Below are 26,673 nucleotides of genomic sequence, written 5' to 3'. Positions count from 1 at the left end.
CTCCGGCGGCGTCTCTCCTATCTTGCGGATCCCGGTGCGATCCTGTAGCGCAGGATTTACGGTGATGGCCCCTAGAGACCCCACGCACATCGCGGCGTGCCCGCCGCGTGCGCCGGTTGCCATCGCCCTCGTGTCGCCGCCGCGAGGAGACGCATGAGGGAGCGGCTCGAGAGCCTGCTCCTCGTCCTGGCCGTCGGCTCCACCGTCGCGATCGGCGCCAAGCGCGTCGGGATCCCGTACAACGTCGCGCTCGTGCTGGTGGGGCTCCTCCTCGTCGTCGTCGACGTGCTGCCGAACACGCCGATGGACCCGGAGGTCATCCTCATCGCGTTCCTCCCGGTGCTCGTCTTCGAGGGCGCCCTGTTCGCCGACGCGGACAGCCTGCGCGCCGCGAGCCGGCCCATCCTCGCGCTCGCCGTGCCGGGGGTGCTCATCTCGCTGCTCGGCACCGCCGCGGTGGCGACGCTGGTGCTCGATCTCCCGTTCGCCGCGGCGCTCCTCCTCGGCGCGGTGCTCTCCATCACCGACACCGTGAGCGTGCTGCTCGCCTTCCGGAGCGTCCACGTCCCGCACCGGCTGGCCGCCATCATGGAGGGGGAGAGCCTCTTCAACGACGGCACGGCGCTCGTGCTCGTGGTGCTCGCCTCGCGCGTCCTCGCGAGCGGCACGTTCGACGCCATCGAGACCTTCCGCCAGCTCGCGATGGGCGTGGCCGGCGGCGCCGTCCTCGGCGGGGCGTTCGGCGCCGTCGGCACGGCCCTCCTCCGCCGCACGCCGGACCACCTGACCGCGATCCTCGCCTCCCTCGTGCTCGTGTTCGCCACGGCCCTGGTCACCGAGCGGCTCCACGCCTCGCCGGTCATCGCCGTCGTGGTCGTCGGCGTCGTCGTCGGCAAGGCGGCGCGCCGCCACCTCGAGCCCTCGCGCGTGCTCGCCCTCGAGGGGTTCTGGGAGACGGGCGGCTTCGGCCTCAACGTGCTGCTGTTCCTGCTCGTCGGCATGCAGATCCACGCGGAGATGCTCGTGCGCGAGGCGGCCTCCATCGGCCTCGCGCTCATCGCCCTGCACGCGGGCAGGGCGGTGGCCGTTTACGGCTGCTTCGGCGTGCTCCGGGCCATGACGCGGGAGGTCGTGCCGCTCCGCTGGCAGCACGTGATGCTGGTCGGCAACATCAAGGGCGCGCTCTCGATGGCCGCCGTCCTCAGCCTCCCGCACGACATGCCGTACCGCGACCGCCTGGTCACGATCGTCTTCGGCGTGACGTTCGTGACGCTGGTGGTGCAGGCGCTGCCGTTCGCGCGGCTGCTCAAGTTCCTGGGGGTCGCGACCCCGAGCGCCGACCCGACGCTCGACGCCGCGAAGGCGACGCTCATCGCCGCGCGGCGCGGCCAGTCGGAGCTCGACGACCTGCTCGCCTCGGGCCTCCTCTCCCGCAAGGAGCACGCGGAGCGCCGGGCCGCGTTCCAGCGCCGCGTGATCGCGGCGGAGGCGGCGCTCCAGTCGCCGCGGGGCCAGGAGGTGCGCGACCACCTCACGGACGCCGCGCTGCTCACGGCGCAGAAGGCGGCGGTGCTCGACGCGGCGAGGCGCGGGCTCATCGACTCCGAGACGGCGGACGCCCACGCGAACGAGATCGACCGGGAGATGGTGAAGCTCTCGGCGCACGAAGGAGGCGGATGACATGCGCGTTTTCATCGCGGGCGCCGGGCGCGCAGGGCTGAGCGTCGCGGTCCACCTCGCGAAGACGGGCCACGAGGTGACCATCATCGATCGCGACGAGTCGATCGCCAACAGCGCCTTCGAGCGCCACGGCCTCGTCTCGCTCGTGGGGGACGCGACCGACGCCGGGCTCCTCAAGGAGGCGGAGGTGGGGCGCGCCGACGTGGTCGTGGCCATGCTCCGCCGCGACGCCGACAACCTCGCCGTCGCGCTGCTCGCCCAGGCCGCGGGCGCCAAGCGCGTGATGGTGCGCATGCGCGACTCCGACTACCGGAGCGTCTACGTCAGCGCGGGCGTCCACCGGATCCTCTCCGAGATCGACGTCTTCATCGGCGCGATGGCCACCGCCATCGAGCACCCGGGTGTCCGCCACGCGATGGTGCTCGGCGCCGGCGAGTCGGTGGCGTTCGAGCTCGACATCCCCGTCGACTCGATGGTCGCCGGCCGCTCCGTGAGCGTCATCGCGGGCAGCGCCGGCTTCCCCGCGTCGTGCGTCTTCGCCGGCGTCTACCGCCCCGACGGCCGCGTCGAGGCGCCGCGCGGCTCCTCCATCGTCGCGGGGGGCGCCACGGTGCTCCTCGTGGCCGCGCGCGACGAGCTCGCCGAGGTCATCGCGTTCTTCCTCCGGCGCGAGCCGGCGACGAACGGCGGGGTTCACGAGCGTCGCTGAGGCGAGGGCAGGTGTTCCTATGATGAGGTGGGCAGGCTATATGGGCGCATCGGCATGGGTGGGCGTGGCGCTGGCCGTCGTCGTCGCCGGGTGCGGCGGCGACGACGACGCCGGGGGGGCGGCGGGCGGCGGCGTCCAGGCCGCGGTCTCGTACTACCGGGACGTCAAGCCCATCTTCGACGCGAGGTGCGCGGGGTGCCACAGCGGCAGCGGCATCGCGCCGTTCTCGCTCGAGGGGCCCGAGGCGGCGGTGCCCTGGGCGCCGCTCATCCAGCAGGCCGTCGTCGAGCGCACCATGCCCCCCTGGCCGGCCGACAGCGCGTGCGCCGAGTACGTGGGCGATCGCTCCCTGTCCGAGCAGCAGATCCAGACCATCGCCGCCTGGGTCGACGGCGGCGCGGCCCTGGGCGACCCGGCGGAGGAGGGCGCGCCGCTCGATCCGCCGGCGAGCAACGAGCTCGCGCGGGTGGACCTGACGCTCGAGATGCCGGTCGAGTACACCCCGCAGGCGGGGCCCGACGATTACCGCTGCTTCGTGATCGACTGGCCGGAGGAGAGCGCGCGCTACGTCACCGGCTTCGGGGTCAGGCCCGGCGAGGAGCGCATCGTCCACCACGTCATCGCCTACATCGCGGCGCCGGAGCTGGTCGCCGACGTCGAGGCCCTCGACGCGTCCGACCCGGGCCCGGGCTATCCCTGCTTCGGGGGCCCGGGGATCAGGCCGCGCTGGCTCGGCGGCTGGGTGCCCGGCGGCGGGAGCATGACCTTCCCCCCGGGGACGGGCACCCGGGTCGAGCCAGGCTCCCGGCTGGTCGTGCAGGTCCACTACAACACGCTGGCGGCGGGCAAGCTGCCGGATCGCTCCGCGATCGATGTGATGCTCGAGAGCTCGGTCGAGCGGGAGGGCTCCACGCAGCCGTGGACGAACCCGGCCTGGCTCGTCGGCGACGCCATGACGATCCCCGCCTTCGAGGGCGACGTCGTGCACCGCTGGGGGGCGCAGCCCACCCGGGCGCTCGCGGGCGACGCGCCGATCGAGCTCCACATCGCGGGCCTCCACATGCACACGCTCGGCACGCGCGCGCGCCTCGAGATCGAGCGCGCCGACGGCAGCTCGGAATGCGTGCTCGACATCCCGCGCTGGGATTTCCACTGGCAAGGGAGCTACAAGCTCGTCCAGCCCAAGGTGCTCAATCCGGGCGACAGGCTGTCGCTCGAGTGCCACTGGGACAACACGCCCGAGAACCAGCCGGTCATCGACGGAAAGCCGCGGGTCCCCGGCGATGTCGTGTGGGGAGAGGGCACGAACGACGAGATGTGTCTCAGCACCTTCTACATGACGGAGCGCTGACCTCCGGCCGCTGCGCCTCTGACGCGACCGCTCGCCATGACGCAAGCGTCGCGATGCCGCGGGCCGCCGGCGAGATCCTGCTCGTGCGCGAAGGCTGCCGGCGAGATCCTGCTCGTCCGCGCGTCAGCGTTGCTCCTCGACGACCCTTCATGGTCCAATCTGACCATCACCCCGCGCGTCGGGAGCTCTCGTGTCGCGTTCTCGACGGAGGGCGTTGCGACCTGCACATGCTGTATACACGAGCATCCATCGGGCCCTCTCCGTGAGCCTCGCCAACCAATCCCCCTTCACCGTCCAGCCCGTGCCGCTCATCGACCGCGACGGGAACGACGTCCTTGTCGCCATCATCAAGGGCACCTTCGTGCTCGGTCGGAGCGGGAGCTCGAGGCCCGCCGACGATCCGGCCCCGGTCCGCATCGTCGACGAGCCCTGGGATCCCGAGAGCCCCCGGAGCAGCCTCCGCGTCCCGTCGGATCTCGGGGTGGCCAAGCTCGGCACGGACGTCGTGGTGATCGGCGACGCGATCGCCCCGGAGAAGGTGCGGGTGCTCGACGTCGCGGTGAAGGTCCGGGACCGGCTGACGCCGCTGCGCGTCCACGGAGTACGCGTCTTCTTCAAGGGCGCCTTTGGCGTCGCGATCGGGCCGGCGGCGCCCTTCGAGCGGATGCCGATCGTCTATGAGCGGGCCTATGGCGGCATGTCGGAGGACCTCTCGGTGGTCGACCTCCGGAACCCGGCGGGCGTCGGCGCGGCGAAGAGCGCGGCGGATCTCGTGGATCGGCTCGCCCCGCAGATCGAGCACCCGGAGCGGCCTCACACCTCGGCCCTGGATCGCCACCCGCCGGTGGGCTTCGGCGCGATCATGATGCACTGGTCCCCGCGCCTCGAGTACGCCGGCACGTTCGACGAGCGGTGGAAGGCGACCCGGATGCCGATCCCGCCCGCCGACCAGGACCTTCGCTTCGGCAATGTCGCCCACCCGTCGCTCCAGTTCGAGGAGCACCTCGCGCCGGGCGATCCGGTGGGCATCCACGGTATGTCGCTCGATCCGCTCGTGTTCGCGCTCCCGGCGCTCCCGGTGGCGGTGAGCGCGCGCTACGACACCGGGGAGCGCGTGGTCGCGCGGCCGTCGATCGACACGGTGCTCATCCAGCCCGAGGCGCGGCGGGTGGACCTCGTGGCGCGCGCCGTCTTCCCGATCGGCCGGGGCCGGCGGGTGCTGCGCGAGGTGGTGGTGCGCGGCGATGCGTGAGGCGGGCGGCGAGCGGGCCGAGCCGTCGGACCCCGAGGTCGCGGGCGTGCCGCTCTCGGCCTATGCGGCCGTGCTGGCGTACACCGCCGAGGGCGTTTCGCTGGACGAGAGCCTGGCCCACGCCGCCATCCCGGCCGGGGTGTGGCCGGCGGTGGAGGAGGCGTGGTCCGCGCGTCTCGCCGAGAGCGCGATGGGGGACGGGGCGCTGATGGCGACCTGCGACGAGCACCGCGTCGCGGCGCAGGCGCACGTGAAGCGCAAGGTGCCTCCGCTCGATGAGGAGCTTGGCGCCTGGCTCGATTTCTTCCGCGCCTTCACCGCGTCGGGGGATCCGCTCGGGTTCCTCGGAGCGCGTGGGCTGGGCGAGGGCGACGTCTTCCGCCTGCTCGGCTTCTGGCAGGCGCGAATCATGGCCGACGACGGCGTGCGCGGCGAGGCGACGGCGATCCTCGCCGCGGCGCCCGGTCCGGTGCCGGAGGTCCGGCCGGAGCCGCCGGTGCTGGAGGCGCCGGCGCGGGGGCCTCGCGGCGGCGCGGCGGCGCCCGCGAAGAAGGGACCGGCGGCGGTGGTGGGCGTGCTGGGGGAGACGGCGGATCTGGCGGATCTTCCGAAGCTGATCCTGCCTTTCGTCAAGCCGGGGAGCGCGCCGGTGGTGGTGTTGTCCGCGCCCATCGTGCGGTTCGAGCCGCTGCCGGTGCAGCCTGCGCCGGTGATCCCGCCGAGGGAGATCACCGAGACGGCGCCGATGTTCTCGACGCCGAGCGAGCCGGCGCTGCCTTTCTCCTCGCGCGCGGGCGAGGAGGTTGCGCAGCGCTCCCGGCTGCCGGCCGCGGCGGCGCCGCCGGGGGGCGCTGGGGCCTCGAAGCCGCCGGTCACCGGGACGGCGCCTGTGATGTTCGAGGGCGTGAAGCCGTCGCTCCCGTTCGCCCCGTCGCCGGGCGGCGCTGCGCGCTCAGCGGCTGCTTCCGTGCCGCGGCTCTCGCTGGAGGACTACGCTGCGATGCTCGCGGAGATCGCGGCGAGCCCCGCGACCGCGACGGAGATCATCGCGCGGCACGGGCTCACCCGCGAGGCGAAACGCGTCGAGGACGCGGCGTGGCAGGCGAGGTTCGCGGCGGAGCCGGCGCTGCGGATGGAGTGGATGCGGGAGCTGGTCGCGGCGGGCGAGCGGGTCCGCGGGAAGCGGTGAGGGGGCGAGGGGGCGAGGGGGCGAGGGAGGAGAAGGAGTGGAGCACGGTATGTTCACGGCCATCGCAACATCGCAGCAGCGCATCCGGCTGCATCGGCTCCAGGGAGCGGTCATCGCCTCCACGGGGGCTTACATCGCGCGGGCCCAGGGAGGGCTGCTCCAGGATCAGCGGAGGACGGAGGCGGTGGGCGCACCAGATGCCCAGGGGATGTTTCCGTCGCCCATGGTCCCAAGGGATATCGCCACTCTGGAGGGCCGGTGGCCCGACTGCGCCTGGACTGTCGCCGAGGTGGGATGGGCGTTCTCGGGAACCTCGCCTTATCCACGGCAAGGGGTAGCACGCTGGGATGCGGAGCGCGGCCAATGGGTCGAGCAGCCGGGGATCTCGTCGGTCCATGGGTGGGCGGACGGGGTGCTCGCCGGGGGCGCCGACGGCACGAACAGATGGGTGGATGGATCGGACAGGCCTCTCCCTCCCGTGCTCGTCCAGGGGCTCCTGAACTCGACGCATATGCCCTTCCACAAAGTGTCGAAATCCGGCGACGTCATCGCGAAGGTGCAAGGATCCCCGACTCTGGAGCCTGGGTGGTGGATATTCCCGCGAGGAGAATGCGAAGGGGAGAGGTTTGCATGGCCACCCGAGCTGGATGAGTCAAGCATCTCGCTGAGCATCGGTCACGCGCCCTATGACCTGATCGCAGAAGGTGAACTGAAATCCGGGGAGCCCTTCCGCGCTTACCGTGTCGAGGGGAGATGGCAGCCGCTTCCGCCATTTCCGACAAAAAACAAATGGGAGCAGCTCGACGTGAGAGTCACGCCATCGGGCGAGCTTCTCATGATCTCATTTCACCGCTTGTCTTCGTTCTCCATTTGCCGGCTGGTGCGAGGAGATGCGTGGGAGCCAATTCCCATTTTTTTGTATCCGAACCGGTGCTTTCCATCCGATTACACCTTCGTCGCCGGCGAGGAGGGAGAGCTCTGGCTCGCCCTCGACTTTGGCATCGGTCACAAGAATGATGTCATCCTTTACCACGCACGCAGCTGACCGGGAACGGATCACCGAAAGGGGAGTGGATCTTTCAGCGGCGGCACGTTGATGGGCTGCGTCCTGGTCAGCCCCGTGTGCTGGTCGTACACGTTCTGGCTGGCCGCGTGCGGTTTGCCGTCTCTGAAATAATTCCACTGGCCGAGGCGCGTTTGATCGGGTTTGCTGTTGCTCAACTCATCAGGAGTCGGCGCCCAGGTCACGCTGTTGGCTACCCCCACGGGAGGTGCGATGTACTGGCCGACCCCCCAGACGAGATCGTTCGGGCCGCGGACGTCGCGGTTAGGAAAGGCGGCGGAGACCTGCTGGACCACGCCGTTCTCCATGCGGCCGGTGTTGCACGAATTGAGGGTGATGAGCTGCGCGCCGTTATAGTTCCCAGCAGCGTGGATCATTTGCACGAGCTGAGCTGGCGTATGCCTGGTGTCCATTCCGTTCACGTCCGACGACCCGACGTGGCCGGGCTCGCCGTGGATCATGACGCGATAATTTTGCGGGTTCGGCTCCATGTGCAGAATGCCATAGCGGACGGCAGCGTCGTGCAGCGGGTTGCCGATGATCAGACAGGAGAGGCCCAGCGGGTCCGCATGGGTGGTGGGGCTGCCATCGAATGCGAACAGGTTGCGGCTGCCGAATAGCTCGAGCGGATCCGGGCTCAAGAAGCGCGCCGTCTTCGGATCGAAGTAGCGGTAACGGACGTAGCAGAGCTCCGTCTCCTCGTCGTGGTACTGCCCGAGCAGCCGGAAGGGGGACGCCACGAGCGGGCCACCCTCGGGCCGCGCGGCCTCGACGATGATGCCGAACGCAGAGTGACGCGCTGACCACGCGACCTCACCCTCCGGACCGATGAGCTCGGTTGGGGTGCCGATGTGGTCTGTGATCACCGCGTACGTCACGGCGCCCTCCTGCTGGAGGAGTGGGCTCATCGTCCCGGGCTCGTGCACGAAGACGCGTGTGCCGCGCTCGGAGTCGATCTCGGCGGCGAGGCAGAGGCCGTCCCACAGGTACTCGACGACGCGGGGCTTCGGCGCCTCTGCCGAGACGAGCGTGCTCGGGTCGGCGGGCGGGACGATCTCCTTTCTGATCCGGCGGCTGAATGCGTCGTACGCGAAGAGCACGCGGGTGCCGTCTGGGCGTCGGACCTCGCGGAGCTGGCCGCGGCAGTCCCAGAGGTACTCCGTCTCGCCGTCGGACCGCGTCTCGCGGGTGCGTCGATTCGCGGCGTCGTAGCCATATGCGGCCTGCTCGGTGCGGAGCAAGAACCCGCCGGGCCCTATCTCCCAGGCCGAGCCCGCGGGCTTCAGCGAGCCTCCCGCGTCGTACGCGAAGGACTCACGCTTCCTCAAAGAGCTCGCCTCGAGCAGCATTCCGAGCCGATCGTAGCGGTAGCGCGCGATGCCCCAGCGCAGGTCGTTGCGCTCGACGAGCGCGCCGGAGGCATCGTAGGCGTAGAGGCGATCCACGATCGTGCGCTCGGCAGTGCCGACCCAGTCACGGGTGGGGCGCGCCATCGGGTCGACCTCGCGCCGCGCTTCCACGCCCGCGCTCGCGAAGACCTTGCGGACCACCGAGCCGGCGAGATCGCGTTGGATCTCCACGCGGTGGCCGTCGTGATCGAGCGACGAGACGTTGCCCTCTTCATCGTAAACATAACGGGTGACGTGCCCTGTCGGGAGATGGCGCGCGATGCAGCGGTTCTGCGCGTCGTACTCGTAGCGGATCGTCCGGCCGTTCTGCGCCTCGGCCACCACGCGGCCGAGCGGATCGCGCTCGACGCGCAGGCGGACCTCCCCGGCTGGATCCTCGAAGATGTACTCGACTGTGAGGTCGTCGGGCGTCTCGACCTTGACGGCTCCGTGCGGCGTCTCCTCGGTGAGGATCCTTCCCGCCCCGTCGTGGCGGAGCGCGCGGAAGGAACCATCGGCGTTCTCCACCCGCGCCAGACGGCCGTTCTTGCCGTGCCGGGCGCGGGAAATGCGGCCATCGTACGAGCGGTACTCGCGGAGGTTGCCGGCGCGGTCATAGCGGAAATCGAACGTCTCACCCTTCGGGTTCTTCACCTGCTGGAGACGCTCGTTGAGATCGAATGACAGGGACCAGAGTCCGCCGTCGGGCTGGGTCACCTCGACCGGGGATTTCAGGCCGGCGTAGCGGAACGTCTGGACGCGTCCGAGCGCATCGGTGCGGCGGGTAAGGCGTCCAAGGGCGTCGTGCTCGAAGCGCAGCGAGCTCCCATTGGGCAGATGGAGCGCGACCGGCTGGCCGAGGGCGTCGAGCTCGCGGCGCGTCATCCGGCCGAGAGGATCGACGTAGACCACCGGCCGCCCGAGCGCGTCGTGGCGCCAGCGGCGCACCCCACCGCGGGGCGTGCGCTCCTCGATGACGTTGTGCTGCTCATCGTAGACGAAGCCGCCGCGGAGCCCGTCCGGCCCGTGCACCGTGGCGAGGCGCCCATGCTCGTCGTACGTCAGCGTGAGGAAGGCGCCGGACGCATATTTCACCGAGGTGAGTCGGCTCTGGTGGTCATAGCCGAACTCGGTGACCAGGCCGCCGGCGCGGCGCCGCACCTGGAGATTGTCCACGTACTCGATCTCGACCAGCGGGCCGAGGGAATCGGTGACGCGCGTGAGGTTGCCCTGCATGTCGCGGGTGAAGGTCATGGTGTCCCCCGCCGCGTTCTTCGCCTTGAGGAGAAGGCCGTCGGCGTCGAACTCGAGATCGCGCACGAAGAGGCCGTCGGTCGAGGCCTCGCGTACCACCGAACCGTCCTCGGGCCGCCACGTGAAGACGCGGGGCTCGGGGTTGCCGGTGAGATGCGTGATTCCCTGTCCGGGATCGTACATGAGGTCGCCGGCGTGGAGATCGCCGTCCCCCCAGGCACGGACGCAACGGCCGGACTCGGGGTCGTAGAGATAGTGGAACGAGAGGCCGGTCGGCAGCGTCTTGCGATTGAGGCGGCGTTGCTCGTCGTAGCCGTACGTTTCGGCGTTGCCGAGCGGATCGGTCACCCCCACGAGCTGGCCGCCGTCGCTGTACGCGAACGAGACGGCGTGGATTGGAGCGCGCTTCTCGCCGCCCGGAGGGAAAACCTCGAGGCGCACGATGTGGCCGTCTCCGTCGTGGGTGAGGGCGACCGTGCGATGGGCGGTGTCGACGATCCGTGCGAGCCGCTCCGCTTCGTACTCGAGGACGACCTTGTGCCCGGATTCGTTGGAGATCTCGCGGAGGAACGCGCGGCCGCCGCTGGTGGGACGAAACGTGCGGGTGAGGCGCGTGTCGAGCGAGAAGACGGTGGCGCCGCCGCGGGCATCGCGGGTGATCACGAGGCGCTTGCCGCGGTGGAAGGCTGGCTCGCGCGGCCTCGTGTTGTGCACGGTGATGGTCGCGCCGTCCGCGTCCCGGAGGTGCAACGCGTCGCCGTGGATCTCGGTCCACTGGTGGTACGCATGGGTCCAGCCGCCGCGCCCGAGCGGCGTGTGCTCGCGGGCGCGCGCGGAGCTATAAAGTCGCTTCCAATCGATCGGAATGAGGCCTGGGATCGAGAGATCCACGGTCTCATCGACCATGGCGCCGGACGCGACGGAGATCGGATCGAGCACGACCGTCATGTTGACGGTGGTGTTGTCGGCCGTGGTGGCCCGGATGATGTCCGCCGCCAGGAGCACCCCGCTGACCTGGGCGATGTTTGCTTTCAGGCCTTTGATGTTGAGCCATACGTTGTCGCCGGTGCAGATGAGCCCACGGTCGCTGGATATTACCGCTATCGACGAGGTGTATACATTGCACCCCCCGTTCACGGCTGTCGTCACCACATCGCCGCCGGTGGACTGGCAGGGGATGTTCCCCGGCTTGTCGATATCCAGCGCGCTGTTTTGCAAGAGCACCGGCGCGCCGCCGATCTCGACCCGCTCACCGGTGTTCGTCGCGGTCGCCGAGCGCGCAACGTACGGGAAAGGGGCCGGTACCGGCCCTGTTGGCGGTACTGGCGGCGCATGGCTCAAACCCGGCACCAAGGCGGCGCAGAAGTGATTGCTCCGCGTCGTCGCGATGTATTTGTAGTTGATCGTCGCCACGGTGATCTCTCGTCTCCGGGTCGGCCCCGGTGCTCAGCTTCGACTCCGCGCCAGGTTCAGGAAGGCCACGAGGTTCGCCTCGGCGCGCGCCGAGAAGCCGCTCAGGTCGACCGGCTCCGGCAGGCGCAGGCGTGCGCGCAGCTCGTCGAGGCGCGCCTCGACGGCGAGGCGCGAGAGCTCGCCCGAGGCGCATTCCTCCACCACCACCGCGGTCGAGAATGCACGTCCCCGGCGATAGCGCGCCTTCGGATCGAGGCGTCGCGCCGCGATCGCATCCCGCCAGGCGCCAGCCTCCAGCTCCTGCGCCTCTGGAACGAGCGACCCGAAGAGGGTGCGCAGCGCCTCCGCGGCGTCGTCGGCGAGCGCCTCGTCGTCGAGGCGCTGGAGGATCCAGGCGGCGCTCGCAGCGCAGCCGAAGCGCGCCACCGCGGCGAGCGCCGCGCGTGTCGGGCGATGGCGGCCGAGCAGCGCCTCGAGCCGGGGCCAGTCGGCCGGCTCTCCGGCGAGCGCGAAGAGCTCCGCGGCGAGCGGACCGAGGCGCGCGCACAGGGCCTCGTCGCGGAGAAGGTCCGTCTCGCCGCCGATCACGAGCACCCGCGCGGCCGACCAGGCCACCGCCGGGGAGGCCGCGCGAGAGCGCTCCCGGAGGCGCTCCGAAAAACGGGCGCGCTGCGCTCCGGGCAGGCGCTCGCAGGCCCAGATCCCGGCGCGCACCACCGCGTCGTGATCCTCGGCGAGCATGGCGGGGAGCGCGTCGACGGGCAGCTCGCCGCGCAGCGAGCGCAGGGTCACGCCGATGGCGCGCGCGATCGGGTGCGCCGACGCGGAGAGCGCGCGCGCGAGGCCGGCAAGGCCGGGGCGATCGACGAGCGCGAGGGCCTCGGCGACGGCGAGCACATGGTCCTCGGCGTCGGGCGGGAGGAGGTGCGCCGCCCGGTGGATCGCCGCGAGGGCGTCGTCACCCGCGAAGGCGGCCAGCGCGAGCGCGCTCGCGAAGGACTTCCAGGGATCGTCGAGCCAGCGCTCCCAGAAGGCGGCCACCTCGATCAGCGCGCGGGGGCCCGCGGCGACGATCGCGTCGATCCGGCGCAGCAACCGCGCCTCCGTCTCCGGGAGCCAGGCGCGCCGGCCTTCGAGGCGGTCGCGGGCGAGCGCGGCGGCGAGCTCCGCGCAGTGGTCCACGACCGAGGCGTAGAATCCGGGCAACGTGAGCTCGATCACCCGCTCCGCATCGAGCCGCACCGGCGGCGCGAGGACGCCCTCGCGCGGCAGCGCCGGGAGCGGCGGCGCCACGTCATTCGCGGCGCCCGCGGCTGCCGGCGTTCCCGCGATGTCCTCGTCGAGCCACGCCTCGTCCTCCGTCGCTTCCGTCTCGACCGGCGGAGGCACGAACGGCTCTCGGTCCACACGCCGCGCGATCACCGCGCCCGACAGCGGCGTGAGCACCGGAAGGGACGCCGCTGATCCGGCCGCGACCTTGATCGCTCCCGCGCGAGGCGCGGCGCCGAGGGCGATCCCGCGGGTGCCGTCGCGGGAGATGGCCCAGGCCACGAAGGACCTGCCCGCATCGGGCGGCGTCGTACCGTGACGGAACGCCGCGAAGGCGCAGGCGAGGCTCATCACGCCGGCGGCGGCGCCGAGCTCGCCGACCTCCACCTCGAGGCAGCGATCGAAGTAGCTGGCCGAGAACCGCTCCGAGCACCGCGCCGTGGTGAACTGCCACTCGCGGCACCGGAGCGCGTCGACGCGACCCTGCCCGAAGACGGCCTGGATCGGCCCCGCGGCCGGCAGGCCCCGGAGCAGCGCGGTCATCGCCGCCGCGTCGACAGGATCGTCGTCCTCGTCGGTCGCGCGTCCCGGCGCGTGCCGGCTAGCGACGATCTCGCCGAGGCGCGCGGCACCCCAGCGCGAGGCCTGCTCGGCGGACGCCACGAGGAGCGCGCCTGCGCCCTCGGAGGGCGGCGGGGGCGTGAGCAGCCACGGGCTCGGGGGCCGCCGCTGCCGCTCGGCGAGCGCGTCGAGGCCGGCGAAGGCGTCGACGCCGACGAGGAGCGCAGCGTCGATCGCGCGGCTCGCGAGGAGCTCCGCGACCTGCGCGAGCGCGGCGAAGGCGCCGGCCGCCCCGGTGAAGCGCCGCGCCGACGGCGAGAAGGCACGGGCCATCTCGGAGAGCGCCTCCTCGGGCAGGCCCGGGCGGGGCGCCGGGGTCACGAGGAAGCGCGGGACCGCCGCCGCGGCGCCCTCGGGAAGCGCCGCGAGGGCCTCCGCAGCGGCGCCCCGGGCGAGCGCGAGGAGGCGGCTCGCGTCGGCCTGGGAGGGCCTCATCCACGGGCAGTAGCGCGCGGCGATCCGGCGCCCGTCGGGGCCGATGAAGGGCGATGGCGGGGGCGGCGGCGCCCCGGCGCGCGGGAAGAAGACGTGATCTCGCGCCGAGGCGCCGGCGGGCGAGATGAGGCCGAGGCCGAGGACGGAGAGGCTCATCGGTGCGTGAGGGAGCCCGACTGCTTCGAGCTCCCGGTGATGGTGATGGAGGGGGACTTGATCGTGACGCCCGCCGGCGTCGCCGAGATCTCGGAGGCGCCGCACGTGAAGGTGATCGGGCTGCCGCCGAGCCGCAGGCTCCCGTTCACCTCGAGCGTGAGCGCGCTCTTCGCGGTGAGCGTGAAGGAACCGCCGGCGCCGATGCGCAGCGCGCCCTTCACGTCCGAGGTCATGACCCCCGCGACGCTCCGAGCGATGGCCGCCCGGCTGCTGATGTTCAGCGAGCCGAGCCACTCGCCGAGGGCGCCGCCCACCTGCACGCCAGCGCTCGCGGCGCTGCTCGTGTGGCTCCCGTTGATGAGGGTCGTCGCCGGGCCGGCCGTGACCCACGAGACGGGGCCCGGCGTGGTCACCGCATAGAGGGCGCTGACCGCCTCGGTGTACGACGTGCCCGCCACGACGCTGCGGTGCCCGGGTCCGGGGCCCGCGGGGCCGCCGCCTGCGCCGCCCGCGCCCGCGGCCCCTCCGCCCGGCGCTGCGTCGCCCTGCGCGGGGCGGCCGTGATCCCAGGGCATCGGCCTGGACGAGCCCCGCACCGCCGCCATGATCGACTCGCCCCCGGGCAGGAGCGACATCGCGCTGCCCAGCGCGCTGTCCTTGACCGCCGCGAGCGCGCCCTCCGCGCCCTTCGCCTGGTAGGTCTCGTAGGCGGCGCGGGACGCGCCGATCGTGGACGCCGCGATCTGCCCGGCGACCCCCCGCGCGCTCACCTTCGAGAGCAGGGCGGATGTCGCGAGGCTCGCGGCGCCCTTCACGGGGTCGCCGACCTGCTCCACCAGCATCCCGGCCACGAGGTCCGTCTCGGCGCCGACCTCGCTCACGAAGTTGCCGCCCGAGCTCTGGTGCTGCGCCGCGCCCACCTTGACGCTGCGGGAGCCGTAGCCGCCGATGTACCCGAGGCGCACCGAGATCGACTCGTCGCCGCCGACCTCGGCCTTCAGCGCGGCGCCGACCTGGAGGTCCTCGTTCTTCAGCGCCTGCGCCTTGTGGTCACCCTGGACCCTCGTCTCCATGGCGAAGGGCGCGTTGACGAGGACGTGCTCGCGGCCGGCGGCGTCGTCCATCTGGATCGCCGTCCGCGCCCCCGCGCCGGGCGAGCTGTCGGTCGCGATCGACGTCACCGTCTTGTTCGCGGGCAGCGCCAGCGGCGGCCGCTGCTTCTCGTTGTACGAGCGGCCGAGGACGACGGGACGATCGGGATCGCCGTCCTCGAACATCACGAAGACCTCCCAGCCCACGCGCGGCACGATCATCGGACCCGGGAGCTGCGGCTGGATCACCCGCACCGGGAGGCTGCTCCGCTGATCGGCCTCGCCGTGCAGATCCCAGTGGAAGCGGAGGTGGACGCGGCCGAGCGCGTCGGGGTGGATCTCCTGTCCGCGCTCCCCGGTGACCCAGGCCGACTGCACCCCGGCGATGCGCGGCCTCGGCGTGATCTTCGGCAGGCGGAACGGCACACGCGCAGGGATCGCCCCGACCCCGGCGCGGAAGACCGCCTCGACGGCCTCCCAGCGGAGCTCGACGCTGGTCACCACGTGCTCGCCCGCGGCCTGGACGAGGCCGTGGTGGTCCGGCGCCTCGACAAGGCGGCAGCGAGCGCCGGGCGAGAGCGCGAGCGCGTTGGTGTCGAACGAGAGGCGTGCGGCCTCGGCGCGCAGCGACTCGAGCCGGATCTTCGCCCGCGCCTCGCCCTCGGCCGGAGAAGCGAAGCTGCCGGGCGCCTCGTAGACCTCGACGTCCTGCTCCGCCTCGAGCCCGCCGGAGGCCTTGCCCTCGAGCGAGAGCCGCGGCTGATCGGGGCCATGGTCGCGGAGGATGACCTTGCCGGCCGCGCGCCGGAGGCGCCGCGCCGTGTCCACCGCGACGGGCCGCGGCTCGTCCAGGGGGCTGCGGGCGACGAGCGAGATGCCGTCCGGGTAGGGGGCCCCGGCGCCGGCGGAGTCGTCCTCGAGGACGAAGACCTCGTCGTCGCCGTCCGCCTCGAAGCGGAAGTACAGCCCGTGATCCTCGCAGACGCGCCGGATGAAGGCCGCGTCGCTCTCCTGGTACTGCACCACGTAACGGCGCTGCGCGTACGACGCGCGGAGGTCCTTGCGCACGGCCTTGTAGCCGCCCTGGCGCACGATCTGCTCGACGATCTCCGGCGCCGTGAGCTCCTGGAACGCGCGCGCCCTCCGGGTGAGCGCGAGCAGGGCGAAGCGTGATGCGAGCGTCAGCCGGTAGGCCCGGAGGTGCTCGTGGTCGCTCGCCACCACGACGAAGCGGGTGACGACGCCGAGGACGGTCCGGCTCCCCGCCGGAGCGTCGAGGACGAGGCGCCCCGCCTTGCGGAGCACGCTTCCGGGAGAGACGAGCGCGTCCCTCGGGCCCTGGAGGTCGATCTCGAAGGTCGAGGCCTCACCGAGCCGCTCCACCCCGCGGATGCGGGTGGGCAGGAGGCCCGGAGCGCCCTCGATCGTCAGCGCGACGCCGCTCACGGCAGCTCCACCCGCGCCGAGAAGATCCGCACGAGCGCCGCCATGTCGAGCACGAGCCGGTCGCCCTCGATCCGCACCGCGCCGCCGGGCTCGATCCGTAGGCTGGATCCGGGCACCTCGAGCTCCAGCGTCTCCCTGGCGCGGAGCCGGATGTGGCGGGCATCGAGCGCGAGCGTCCCGTGAGCGTCCGGCGCCGGCGCCGAGGCGGTCTGGAGCGCGCCCAGGATGGCGACGCCGCCGTGCGCGTCCGCGAGCACCACGGTGCGGCCCTCGCGCGTGCACTCCTCGATGAACGCGGGCGAGACGCCGGCGGCGAGCGTCGCGAGGCGCCGGCGGCCGTCGCTCGTTCGCACCTGGAACGCGGGGCGCGCCTCGCCTTCGCGCGCCGTGGCCATCTCCACGACGCCCGGGTGGAGCCCAGGGCCGAGGGGCTCCGCCTTGCCCCGCGCGGGGCGAGCGACCGACTGCTGGACCGTGCGCGACCTAGCCATAATGATGAACCCCTTCCTCCACGCTCGACGTCGGGCCCTCGAGCTTGCCCGAGATGGTGATGGATCCGGGGGTCATGGTGATCGTCACCCCCTGCGCCTTGATCGTGAGCTTCGCGGCCGCCTCGATCGCGACCTCGGAGCCGGTGACGTCGGCGGCGCCCCGCGACGTGTACGTGACCCTGCCGAAGCTCTCCGCCACGTTGCCCCCCGCGGTGACGCTGCGCGAGCCGAAGCTCTCGGCGTAGAGCCCCCGCACGGTGAGGCTGTAGGACCCGGTGTTGATGGTCTGCGCCCCGGAGACCTTGATGATCGCGGCGCCGGCCACGCCCACCGACTCCGACGGGCCGGCGGTGGCGCTCATCGAGCCGCCGACGAGCAGCGTCGACGCGCCGCTGGCGAAGACGCTCTGGTGCTCGATGCCGACCTCCTGCTTGGCGCCGCCCACCATCCGGACGAAGCTCGGCGTCGCGGTGATGTAGTCGCCGCCGGCGCGGATGACGCGGGCAGCGCCCACGGTGATCGTCTCGGAGGCCGCCTTCAGCCCGTAGTTCGAGTCGACGGTCACCCTGCGGACGCCGCCCACCTCGATCGACTGCTCGCCGGCGACCTTCTCGACCCTCCGCTCCTTGACGTCGACCACCCGGGCGCCGCCGACCGCGCGCGCGGCTTGCCCGACGATCTCGGTCCGCTTGTCGTTCCCTGTCTGCTCCTCGTAGTCGCCCGACGTATCGAGCCCGAGCCGCTCGTCCCCGGCCGCGTCGCTGATCCGGACACCGCTGCCGCCCGAACCCCCGGGCGTGGCCAGCGTGCCGAAGCGGGTCTCCACCTTCTTCGCGGGCAGCGCGGCGGGCGGCGCCTGGACGGCGTTGTACACCCGGCCGAGGATCACCGGGACCTCCCCGCCCCGATCGCCGAAGCCGACGAGCTCCTCCCAGCCGACCCGCGGGTTGAGCATCGCGCCCGAGAGCGGGGGCTGGGTCACGCGGGCGAAGCCGGAGCTCCGGTCTTCAGGGCTGTGGCGACGATCCCAGCGGAGGAGGACCCGGCTGCGACCGTGCTCGTCGAGGGCGATCTCCTTGCCCGGCGGGCCGGTGACCACCGCGGTGCCGGCGCCGCCGCGAGGACCGGGAGACAGGCGCGCCGGGCGGAAGCCCTGGCGTGCCGGGACCGCCTCGAAGGTGGCACGGTAGGTGAGCTCCTCCGGACCGCCCGTCGTTCTCGCTTCGTGCACGATGGCGAGCACGAGCCAGCGCGCGTCGCCGAGCTCCTCGGGCGGGCTTTTCACCTCGAATATCGCGCCGGCGCGGAGCTCCGGCTCGGTGGCCTCCCCCTCGAGCACGGTCGCCCCGGCCTGACGCTCGGCGAGGCGAATCGCGGCGAGATCGCGGCCCGCGTCCGGATCGCCGAAGCCGCCAGGGTACTCGTACCACTCGAGCGCGCCGTCGCCCGAGGCGCCGCTCAGATCGAGCATCGGCCGCGCGAAATCGTACGTCTTGAGCGCGACCTTCTCGACCGTCACCCGCCTCCGGATCCGCGCCGCGTGCAGCGCTCGTCCGAGCTCGAAGCCCCCCTCGGCACGCCACGGGATCGCCACCCCGGTGTCGAGGAAGGTCTCGGGCGCGTCGGCGACGTGGAGGAGCGCGGGATCGTCCTCGGCGGGGAACCAGCTCATCCCCTCCTCGGCGAGGAGGCGGGCGCAGAAGGCGAGATCGCTCTCGAATACCTGCGCGCAGTGGGGCCGCTTCGCCGCCGTGCGGCGCGCGCGAAGGTCGAGGCGGACGCCGTGCTCCCCGAGGACGCTCGCCGCGATCTCGGTGGCGCTCTCGTCGACGAAGACCCGGTAGTCGCGTGTGTTATCGAGCCGGGCCACCGGCGAGGCGAGGGTCACGCGCGCGTGGGCGTCGCGCTCCTCGACGGCCTCCACCGCGAGCGCGAAGCGCCGCTCGACGCCGTGGAAGCGCAGCGCGAGCGTCGCGGCGCGGCCGATCGGATCGAGCGCGGCGAGCTCGGCGGGCTCTCCGTCGACGAAGACCGCGCAACGCGCGTGGGCCGCCGTCGGGGCGCCGACGCGCTCTTCCACCTCGCACGCGTGGACGCGGAGCTCGGCGTTCACGCCGGGGATCTCCAGAACGATGCTTTGCTCGCTCAACTGCCCGCCTTTCCGCTGGGTCGCCTGGTCGTGCCGCCGTCCACATGGGTGATGCCGCCGGTCGTCTTGAGCTTGCCGCCGCCCAGCGTCATCGTGCCCGCCACGACGCTGCCGCTGGCCTCGATCGTCACCACCGGCGCGCAGATCGAGACCTTCCCGCCCGCGCGGATCGAGACGTTCCCGGCCGCGATCGTGCCGCTCGACGCCTTGACGCCGACGTCCCCCGCGGCCCGCTCGTTCACGGCGCCCGCCTCGCTCCGCTTGCCGCCGTGGATCGACTCGGCGTAGCCGCCGCAGGTGATCGTCCTGGAGCCGCGACAGACGTAGGTGCGCGCCGCCGCGACCGACTCCGAGACACCGAGGCCGCTCGCGATCGACTTCGTCCCGAGCACCACCCGGGTGCAGGCGCCGCTGACGCTGACGTTGGATTGATTGCAGAGCAGCGCGTAGCCGCCGCCGACCACCTCGACGCACGACCCGTCGGCCAGCACGGCACGGTTGCCGGTGACGTTGATCAGCTCCGCGCCGCCGATGAGCTCGGAGCTCGACCCCTCGACGGAGAGGAGCATCTCCTGCCCCACGTCGATGCGCTGCGTCGCCCCGATGCTCGCGGTGTGGCTGCCGAGCACGTTGCTGGTGAGCGAGAGGCCGACGAGGTGCTCCTCGTCGCCATCGATCCGGGTCGTCTCCGGGCCACCGACCTTGACCGAGAGGTCCCTCGAGGCGTGGAGGGAGAGCGCCTCCGCGCCTGCGTCGTCGACCATCGTGATCCCCTGGGTCTTGCCGCTCTTCGGCGTGGTCCAGGACTGGAACGACGTCGTCGCCGACGCCGCGGGGAGCGGGAGCGGCGCGACGGCGGTCGCGTTGTAGACGCGACCGAGGACGAAGGGACGATCGGGCGAGCCGTCGAGGTAGGCGACGTGGACCTCCCAGCCGACGCGAGGGAGGGACATCGAGGCGCCGAGCGGGTACTGGAGACAGCGGGTCCAGTGCGACGAGCGGTCGTCTGCGATCCCGGAGCGATCCCAGAGGAAGCGCAGCTTGATCCGGCCGAGATCATCGACGTGGATCTCCTCGCCGGCTGGGCCGGTGATCACCGCGCTCTCGATGTGCTCCACCGCGGGCCCTGGGCGGAACGCGGGCCGGAAGGGCGGGTGATCGGCCCCGTCAGCGGCCCTCGTGGGCCTGAGCGTGACTCGATTGCCGTAGGGCACGGCCCGGCCACCGTCCCGGCTCGGCCGCGCATAGCGGTGCGAGAGCTCGGTGACGAGCATCCGTTGCTCGAAGAAGTCCACGCCCGCGATCTCCACGAGGCGCCCCGGCTTGAGGCGCGCGCAGTCGCTCTCCCCGGTGACGATGACCTTGTCCCGCTGGAGCTGCTCCAGCCGCCGCTCGGCCCGCGCCCTCGCGGCCTCGGACGTGGGGACGCCGGCCGGGTACTCGAGCCACGCGAGCTCGCCCTCGCCGGCGTGACCGTCGATGTAGACGTCCGGGTGCCGCACGTCGAAGTCCCGCACGGTCACCCGATCGGTCACGGCTCGCTCCTCCCACTCGAGCGAGGAGAGGGCACGCGCCCCGAGCTTCACCCCCGGGGTCCCCGCGCAGGGGAGCGCTGCCCCGCCCTCGAGCCCGTCGTGCGAGCCCGCGCCGTCGCCGAGGACGATGCGGTGCTCGCCCTCGGGCGTGGTCTCGAACCAGTACGAGATCCCCTCGTCGGCGAGCAGCCGCTCGATGAACGTCCACTCCGCCTCGGCGTACTGGACGCACTGGAGCCGCGCCGGATACGCGCCCGCGAGCCGGGGCTCGATCGCCGCCGCTGGGATGCCCGCGCCCGTCAGCACCTCGGTCACGATCTGCTCGGTGGTCTTCTCGAGGAAGACCCGGTAGCCGCCGCGCAGCGTGAGGAGCCACGGGGGATCCGAGAGGCGGAGCGAGCAGACCCGCTCGCGTCCGCGCCGGAGATCGTAGCCCGCCTCGATGACGAGGAGGCGGACGAGCCGCTCCGAGCCCTCGGCCGGATCGACGATCGCGAGCGTGGCCGGGGCGCGGAGCAGCGCGGCGAGATCCACCTCGTCGGGGACGGCGACGCGCGCTTCCCAGGACGAGAGGGTGGCCATCGCCTCCCGTCCACTCAACTCCAGCACAACGCACTCTCCGAGCGGCTCGCAGACGAGCCGGACGTCGATGTCGTTCATGGTCTCCTGGTCCGGAGCGACCGGCCTTCGCGAGGGATCCCGCCGTCATCTCCCCGAGATCTACGTGAATTCGCTGCCATCTTCAGAGCGCTCCTGGGCATCCGACACCGCCGGGGGCAGTGTGTGCAACAGAGCAGATGTGCACATCCGCTGGCTAGCTGATCGAGGGGAGAGAGCACGGAGACGGCGATCTTGCAGCCTGACTCGATCGGGCAGCGAGGCCGTCAACGCGCGCGGCACCAGCAAGCACGGCCACCTCGCGCGTCGACACAGGCCGTGAGCTCCTTCGGGAACGCACGGCCGGGGTATATTCCTCCGACACCGGGGGCGAGGCGTGTCACCGTGAAAGAGAAGACAGCTGAAACCCTCTCGCAGGCCGTTCGGCGCCCCGTCGGGGCGGAGACGCTGCCGCGGGCGGCCGACGCGTCGCCGCCGTCGAGCTTGAGCCCGTCGAGCTTGAGCCCGTCGAGCTTGAGCCCGTCGAGCTTGAGCCCGTCGAGCTTGAGCCCGTCGAGCTTGAGCCCGTCGAGCTTGAGCCCGTCGAGCTTCAGCCTGCCGAGCCGCTTCGAGGAGTACCGGCTCGTCCAGAAGCTCGGCAGCGGCGGCATGGGCGACGTCTACCTCGCGCACGACACGCTGCTCGACCGGATGGTCGCGGTGAAGCTCATCCGCGCCGAGACGGCCGACGCCGAGGTGCGCGCGCGGCTGCTCGCCGAGGCGCGCGCGGCCGCGCGCATCCAGCACCCGAACGTCGTCGCCGTCTACCGCGTGGGCGAGCTCCGGGGACAGCTGTTCATCGTCTCGGAGTTCGTCCGCGGCCAGAGCCTCGACCGCGTCGCCGTGCCGATGCCCTGGCAGCGCGTGCTCGATCTCGGGGCGGGGCTCGCGCGGGGCCTCGCGGCCGCCCACCGCCGGGGGGTGCTGCACCTCGACATCAAGCCGGCCAACGCGGTGCTCACCCAGGACGGCGAGGCGAAGCTCCTCGACTTCGGCCTCGCCAAGCTCCTCGAGCCGGCGGCGCAGGGGCCCGCGCTCCGCGGCGGCGCGGCCCCGCTGCAGGCTCCGGGCGACGGCGAGCCGGCGCTCGCGCACGGCGACGAGCCGCTCGACAGCGAGATCCGCGAGGCGGCCGAGATGGCGTCGCGGCTGCTCGACGCGACGACGAGCGTCGACGGCGGCACGCCGCACTACCTGCCGCCCGAGCTGTGGCGCGGCGAGCTGGCGACGCGCCGCTCCGACGTGTACTCGCTCGGCGCGCTGCTCTTCGAGCTCTGCGCCGGCGTCCCGCCGCACGACGACGTGCCGATGAACGAGCTCTCGTACGTCGTCCATAGCGAGCGGCCCCGGCCCCTCGCCGCCCTCGCGCCGGGCGTCGACGCGCGGCTCGCGGCGGTCATCGAGCGGTGCCTCGAGATCGACCCCGCCGCCCGCTTCGCCTCGGGGGACGAGCTGCGCGACGCGCTGGAGCAGCTGCTCGCGCGGAGCCGGCACGCCTCGATCGCGCCGGAGGGCAACCCCTACCGCGGGCTGCTCGTCTTCGACGTCGAGCACCGCGCGGTGTTCTACGGGCGCAGCTCCGAGACGGGGACGATCCTCGACCGGCTGCGCTCCGAGCCCATGATCGTCGTGGCCGGCGACTCGGGCTCGGGCAAGTCCTCGCTCTGCCGGGCCGGCGTGCTCTCGCTCGTGCTCGAGGGCGCCCTCGGCGGCGGGCGCGCCTTCCAGGCGGCCATGATGGTGCCCGGCCGCCACCCGCTCGCCGCGCTGACCGCCGCGCTCGAGCCCGTCCTCGGCGCGCCCGCCGAGCGCATCGCCGAGGCGGTGCGCGCGGCGCCTGGCTCGCTCGCCCGCGACCTCCGCGCGCGCCTCGGCGAGCGCGGCGGGCTCGTGCTGTTCATCGACCAGCTGGAGGAGCTCGCGACGCTCAGCAGCCCCGGCGAGGCGGCGCTCGTCGGCGAGGTCCTCAGCGCCTTCGCGGCGCGCTCGCCCTCCCTGCGCCTGCTCGCCACGGTGCGCGGCGACTTCCTCGCGCGCGTCGCCGGCATCTCGGGCCTGGGCGACGAGATCGAGCGCGCGCTCTACCTGCTCCGCCCGATGTCGGCGGACAAGCTGCGCGAGGCCATCACAGGGCCGGCGCGGGCCAAGGGCGTCGCGTTCGAGTCCGACGCGGTCGTCGACGCGCTCGTCGAGTCGACCGCGCGCGCCGAGGGCGGGCTGCCGCTCCTCCAGTTCGCGCTCGCCGAGCTGTGGGACGCCCGCGCCGCGCCCGACGCGCCGCTCAGCAGCGCGGATCTCGCGCAGATCGGCGGCGTCGAGGGCGCGCTCGCCCGCCACGCCGATCGCGTGCTCGGCCGCATGCCGCCCGCGGTCCACGCGGCCGCGCGGCGGCTGCTCGGCGAGCTCATCACGCCGCAGGGCACGCGGGCGCGGCGCGCCGAGGCCGAGCTCGCGGAGCGGTGCGGCGACGAGGCCGCGCGCGCCGCGCTCGACGCGCTCGTGCAGGGGCGCCTCCTGTTCGCCCGCGAGGGCGAGCAGGGGACGGTCTACGAGATCGCCCACGAGGCGCTGATCCACGGCTGGGGGACGCTGCGCCACTGGCTCGAGGAGCAGCGCGAGCAGCGCGCCACGCGCCAGCGCCTCGACGCCTCCGCCGCCGAGTGGGAGCGGCTCGGCCGGCGCCGCGACGCGCTGTTCAGCGCGCGCCAGCTGAAGGAGGCGAAGGGCCTCGACCCGGGCGATCTGCCGCCGCGCGAGGCGGCGTTCCTGCGGGCGTCGCGGGGCGCCGTCCTGGCGCAGCGCGCGGCCCGGTGGGCCCTCGCCGTGGGCGTCCCGCTCGTCGCCGCGCTGCTCTACGGCGCGCTGGAGCTCAGGGCGGCGCGCCACATCGCCGCGCGGGCGGACAGGAAGATCGACGAGGCCGCGGCCACCTCGGCCGCCGCGGCGCGCGAGGGCGCCGCGGCCGAGGCGCTCCGCGCCGAGGCGCTCGCGGCGTTCGACGGCCGGCGCCGCGACGAGGGGGAGGCGCTCTGGGAGCGCGCGCGCCGGCGCGCCGCCGAGTCCGAGCGGCTCCACCTGCAGGCGAGCCAGAAGCTGGAGGCGGTGCTCACGCTCGACGGCGCCCGCAGCGACGCGCGCGACCTGCTCGGCGACGTGCTCTACGAGCGCGCGCTCGCCGCGGACAGCAGGGGCCACCCCTCGCTGCGCGAGGAGCTGCTCCAGCGCATGATCACGTACGATCCTGACGGCGAGCGCCGAGCGCGATGGAACGCGCCCGCCGAGGTCGCCATCGAGACCGATCCCCCCGGCGCGGAGCTCATGCTGGAGCGGTACGAGAGCGACGCGGAGGGGCGCCGGCAGCTGGTCGGCCAGCGGATCGTCGGGACGGCGCCGCTCTCGGGCATCGCGCTCGCGCAGGGCTCTTACCTGCTCACCTGCGAGGCGCGGAACCGCACCATCGTGCGCTATCCGTTCCTGGTCCGCCGCGGAGAGTCCCTGCGCCTCTCCATCCCGCTGCCGCCCGCCGGGGACGTCCCTTCCGGCTTCATCTACATCCCGCCTGGACGGTTCCTCTTCGGCGCCGCCCTGGACGACATGTACCGGTGGGCGTTCCTCTCCACCGTTCCCCTCCACGAGATCAGCACGGGCGCGTACCTCATCGCGCGGCACGAGACGACCTTTCAGGAGTGGCTCGACTACATCCAGGCGCTCCCGAGGGAGTCCCGCGGGCCGTCTTCCATCCAGGCGGGCAACGGCGCCATGACAGGCGCCCTCGGGCTGCGCCGTTTGCCTAGCGGCGTATGGCAGCTCACGATTCAACCCACGGTGCAGGCGTACACGGCGCACGCCGGCGAGCCGCTCGTCTACCCCTCGCGGTCGGTCCGGGCGCAGCAGGACTGGCTTCGTTTCCCGGTCACGGGCATCTCCTTCGCGCAGGCCACCGAGTATGCCGCGTGGCTCCATACGACAGGCCGCGTCCGTGGAGCTCGGCTGTGCACCGACCACGAGTGGGAGCGCGCGGCGCGCGGCGCCGACAGCCGCATCTTCCCACACGGGGACACGCTCTCTCCCGGCGACGCCAACTTCGATGAGACCTATGGCAAGGAGAGCTCCACGATGGGTCCAGATGAGGTGGGCTCGCACCCTGCCTCACGTAGCCCCTTCGGGGTCGACGACATGGCGGGGAACGTCCTCGAGTGGGCCATTTCGTCGATAGAGGCCGACAAAGTTCTTTTGCGCGGCGGGGCTTACCTCTACGATCAAACATCGGTCCGCAGTGACAATCGGACCGTCGTTGACGGCACCTTCCTCGATCCGGTGATCGGGCTCCGCATCTGTGCCTCCTTTCCTCCTCCTCCGTAAAGGGTGACGAGGATCTGCGGCGCCCGTGCAGCGCCGCCTCAGGCCGCGTGACTCGCGCGACCGGAGCCCGACAGCCGGGAGGGAGATCGTCGATGCGCGGGCGTCATGGCTTCAGCGTCAGCCTTGGGAGGCGATCATGTTTCAGCGAGGGTTCCTGGCAGGGGCGATGGTCGGGCTCATCTCCGTGGGCGTCGGGTGCATCGCGGAGATCGACGGCGGCGGGGATGAGGAGGAGCCAGCGGAGAGCGCGCTCGCCGCGCGGGCGCTCAACGACCTCACCTTCAACGGCACGTACCTGAACGGCTCCCAGCTCAACGGGGTCCGCTTCAACGGGGTCCGCTTCAACGGGGTCCGCTTCAACGGCGTCTCGCTGAACGCGACGACGCTGATCGGGACGCGCGCGAGCGACGGCGCGCCCGTCGACGGGATCGATTTCCTCGGCGCGGAGGCCGAGGCGATCCTGGACGATCGGTCGACGCTGGCTGTCCGCATCATGGGCATCGCAGAGCGCAACGGGCTCACGTACTACACGGTGAAGTACCTCGCCGCCCCCGGGATCTGGGCGAACGTCTGCGGCGAGGGCCTCGGGGCGATCCCGGTGAACGGGACCTGGGATCCGGTGACCGGCGCCTTCTCGGATGACGGGAGCTCGTTCACGTTCGCCTGCCAGGGCGCGGTGATCGCGAAGTGCGCCGAGTGGGGCTACAGGGACTGGGCAACCAAGGCGGAGTGCGACGGGAAGACCTGCGCGAGCAGGGATCTCTCCTACTTCCACCAGGCGTGCATCCGCATGGTGCGCGCGGACTACTGCGGCGACGGCGCGCCGCACACGCAGCCCGGGACGGCGATCGACGTCTGGGATGCGCTCGGCATCCAGACCGAGACCGCGGACTCTGGCATGAGCCTCGAGGCCGAGTGGACGGTGGACGGCGCCGCCTGCATCCGGCACACGCGGTGGCGGGGCCTCGGCGGCAGCAACCCGGACCTCGACTACGTCATGGCGCATTGCCCGGAGCGATGGGCCGGGAGCGACCCGAGCTGCGGCGGGAGCTCCTCGACGTTCCACAAGGCGACCGGCTTCACGACGCCGCTCGCCGAGCGGCGCATCCTGCGGAACGCGTCGTTCACGACGAACGTGAGCCCGCTGTAGGCGCACCGCCGC

General features: G+C 72.5%; 15 protein-coding genes. 8 read left to right on the top strand and 7 right to left on the bottom strand.

The window, feature by feature from the left end; all coding sequences use genetic code 11:
* The first annotated feature begins 153 nt into the window (after window positions 1-153).
* The 6 genes from WMF28_RS37250 to WMF28_RS37225 all read left to right on the top strand — a co-directional run bounded on the left by WMF28_RS37250 (window position 154) and on the right by WMF28_RS37225 (window position 7,226).
* Window positions 154-1,680 carry a cation:proton antiporter gene (locus WMF28_RS37250; protein WP_437598307.1) on the top strand — a complete coding sequence of 509 codons (1,527 nt, stop codon included), beginning with the start codon at window positions 154-156 and terminating at the stop codon, window positions 1,678-1,680.
* Between the two features lies 1 nt (window position 1,681).
* Window positions 1,682-2,389: a potassium channel family protein gene (locus tag WMF28_RS37245; RefSeq protein WP_437598306.1), complete on the top strand. Its 708-nt coding sequence runs from the start codon at window positions 1,682-1,684 to the stop codon at window positions 2,387-2,389.
* Window positions 2,390-2,429: 40 nt separating this feature from the next.
* Window positions 2,430-3,740 (top strand): monooxygenase, encoded by a 1,311-nt coding sequence (locus WMF28_RS37240; RefSeq protein WP_437598305.1) that lies wholly within the window; start codon window positions 2,430-2,432, stop codon window positions 3,738-3,740.
* A 262-nt stretch (window positions 3,741-4,002) separates the two neighbouring features.
* Window positions 4,003-4,992, top strand: coding sequence for a DUF2169 family type VI secretion system accessory protein (locus tag WMF28_RS37235; protein ID WP_437598303.1), 990 nt, complete (start codon window positions 4,003-4,005; stop codon window positions 4,990-4,992).
* Window positions 4,985-6,181, top strand: a complete 1,197-nt coding sequence (locus tag WMF28_RS37230) for a hypothetical protein (RefSeq protein WP_437598302.1) — start codon at window positions 4,985-4,987, stop codon at window positions 6,179-6,181. The genes WMF28_RS37235 and WMF28_RS37230 overlap by 8 nt, the downstream gene beginning before the upstream one ends.
* Before the next feature lie 49 nt (window positions 6,182-6,230).
* Entirely contained in the window at window positions 6,231-7,226 is a 996-nt protein-coding gene (locus tag WMF28_RS37225; RefSeq protein ID WP_437598301.1) for a hypothetical protein, read from the top strand.
* An 11-nt stretch (window positions 7,227-7,237) separates the two neighbouring features.
* Here WMF28_RS37225 and WMF28_RS37220 read toward each other — a convergent pair whose 3' ends face one another.
* From WMF28_RS37220 to WMF28_RS37190, 7 genes are all read right to left on the bottom strand, one after another.
* Window positions 7,238-11,299, bottom strand: a complete 4,062-nt coding sequence (locus tag WMF28_RS37220) for a DUF6531 domain-containing protein (RefSeq protein ID WP_437598300.1) — start codon at window positions 11,297-11,299, stop codon at window positions 7,238-7,240.
* A 33-nt stretch (window positions 11,300-11,332) separates the two neighbouring features.
* A complete protein-coding gene (locus WMF28_RS37215; protein ID WP_437598299.1) occupies window positions 11,333-13,780 on the bottom strand; it encodes a hypothetical protein in 2,448 nt (815 codons plus the stop codon).
* Window positions 13,777-16,317, bottom strand: coding sequence for a type VI secretion system Vgr family protein (locus WMF28_RS37210; RefSeq protein WP_437598298.1), 2,541 nt, complete (start codon window positions 16,315-16,317; stop codon window positions 13,777-13,779). Before WMF28_RS37210 ends, WMF28_RS37215 begins: the two co-directional genes overlap by 4 nt.
* Window positions 16,314-16,808, bottom strand: coding sequence for a hypothetical protein (locus tag WMF28_RS37205; RefSeq protein ID WP_437598297.1), 495 nt, complete (start codon window positions 16,806-16,808; stop codon window positions 16,314-16,316). Before WMF28_RS37205 ends, WMF28_RS37210 begins: the two co-directional genes overlap by 4 nt.
* Complete coding sequence (locus tag WMF28_RS37200; protein ID WP_437598296.1) at window positions 16,801-18,957, bottom strand: type VI secretion system Vgr family protein; 2,157 nt, start codon at window positions 18,955-18,957, stop codon at window positions 16,801-16,803. The genes WMF28_RS37205 and WMF28_RS37200 overlap by 8 nt, the downstream gene beginning before the upstream one ends.
* On the bottom strand, window positions 18,954-21,152 hold the full coding sequence (locus tag WMF28_RS37195; RefSeq protein WP_437598295.1) for a type VI secretion system Vgr family protein: 2,199 nt from the start codon (window positions 21,150-21,152) through the stop codon (window positions 18,954-18,956). The genes WMF28_RS37200 and WMF28_RS37195 overlap by 4 nt, the downstream gene beginning before the upstream one ends.
* A 224-nt stretch (window positions 21,153-21,376) precedes the next feature.
* Window positions 21,377-21,760: a hypothetical protein gene (locus WMF28_RS37190; RefSeq protein WP_437598294.1), complete on the bottom strand. Its 384-nt coding sequence runs from the start codon at window positions 21,758-21,760 to the stop codon at window positions 21,377-21,379.
* Here WMF28_RS37190 and WMF28_RS37185 point away from each other — a divergent pair.
* Window positions 21,759-25,511, top strand: coding sequence for an nSTAND1 domain-containing NTPase (locus tag WMF28_RS37185; protein ID WP_437598293.1), 3,753 nt, complete (start codon window positions 21,759-21,761; stop codon window positions 25,509-25,511). The two genes, WMF28_RS37190 and WMF28_RS37185, sit on opposite strands and share 2 nt — an antisense overlap.
* 136 nt (window positions 25,512-25,647) lie before the next feature.
* On the top strand, window positions 25,648-26,661 hold the full coding sequence (locus tag WMF28_RS37180; RefSeq protein WP_437598291.1) for an ADYC domain-containing protein: 1,014 nt from the start codon (window positions 25,648-25,650) through the stop codon (window positions 26,659-26,661).
* Window positions 26,662-26,673 lie beyond the last annotated feature (12 nt).

Source organism: Sorangium sp. So ce590 (genome assembly GCF_051521365.1).
GTDB lineage: Bacteria > Myxococcota_A > Polyangia > Polyangiales > Polyangiaceae > Sorangium.
Note: the sequence above shows the minus strand (reverse complement) of the source record. Positions and strands in the feature narration are given on the sequence as shown.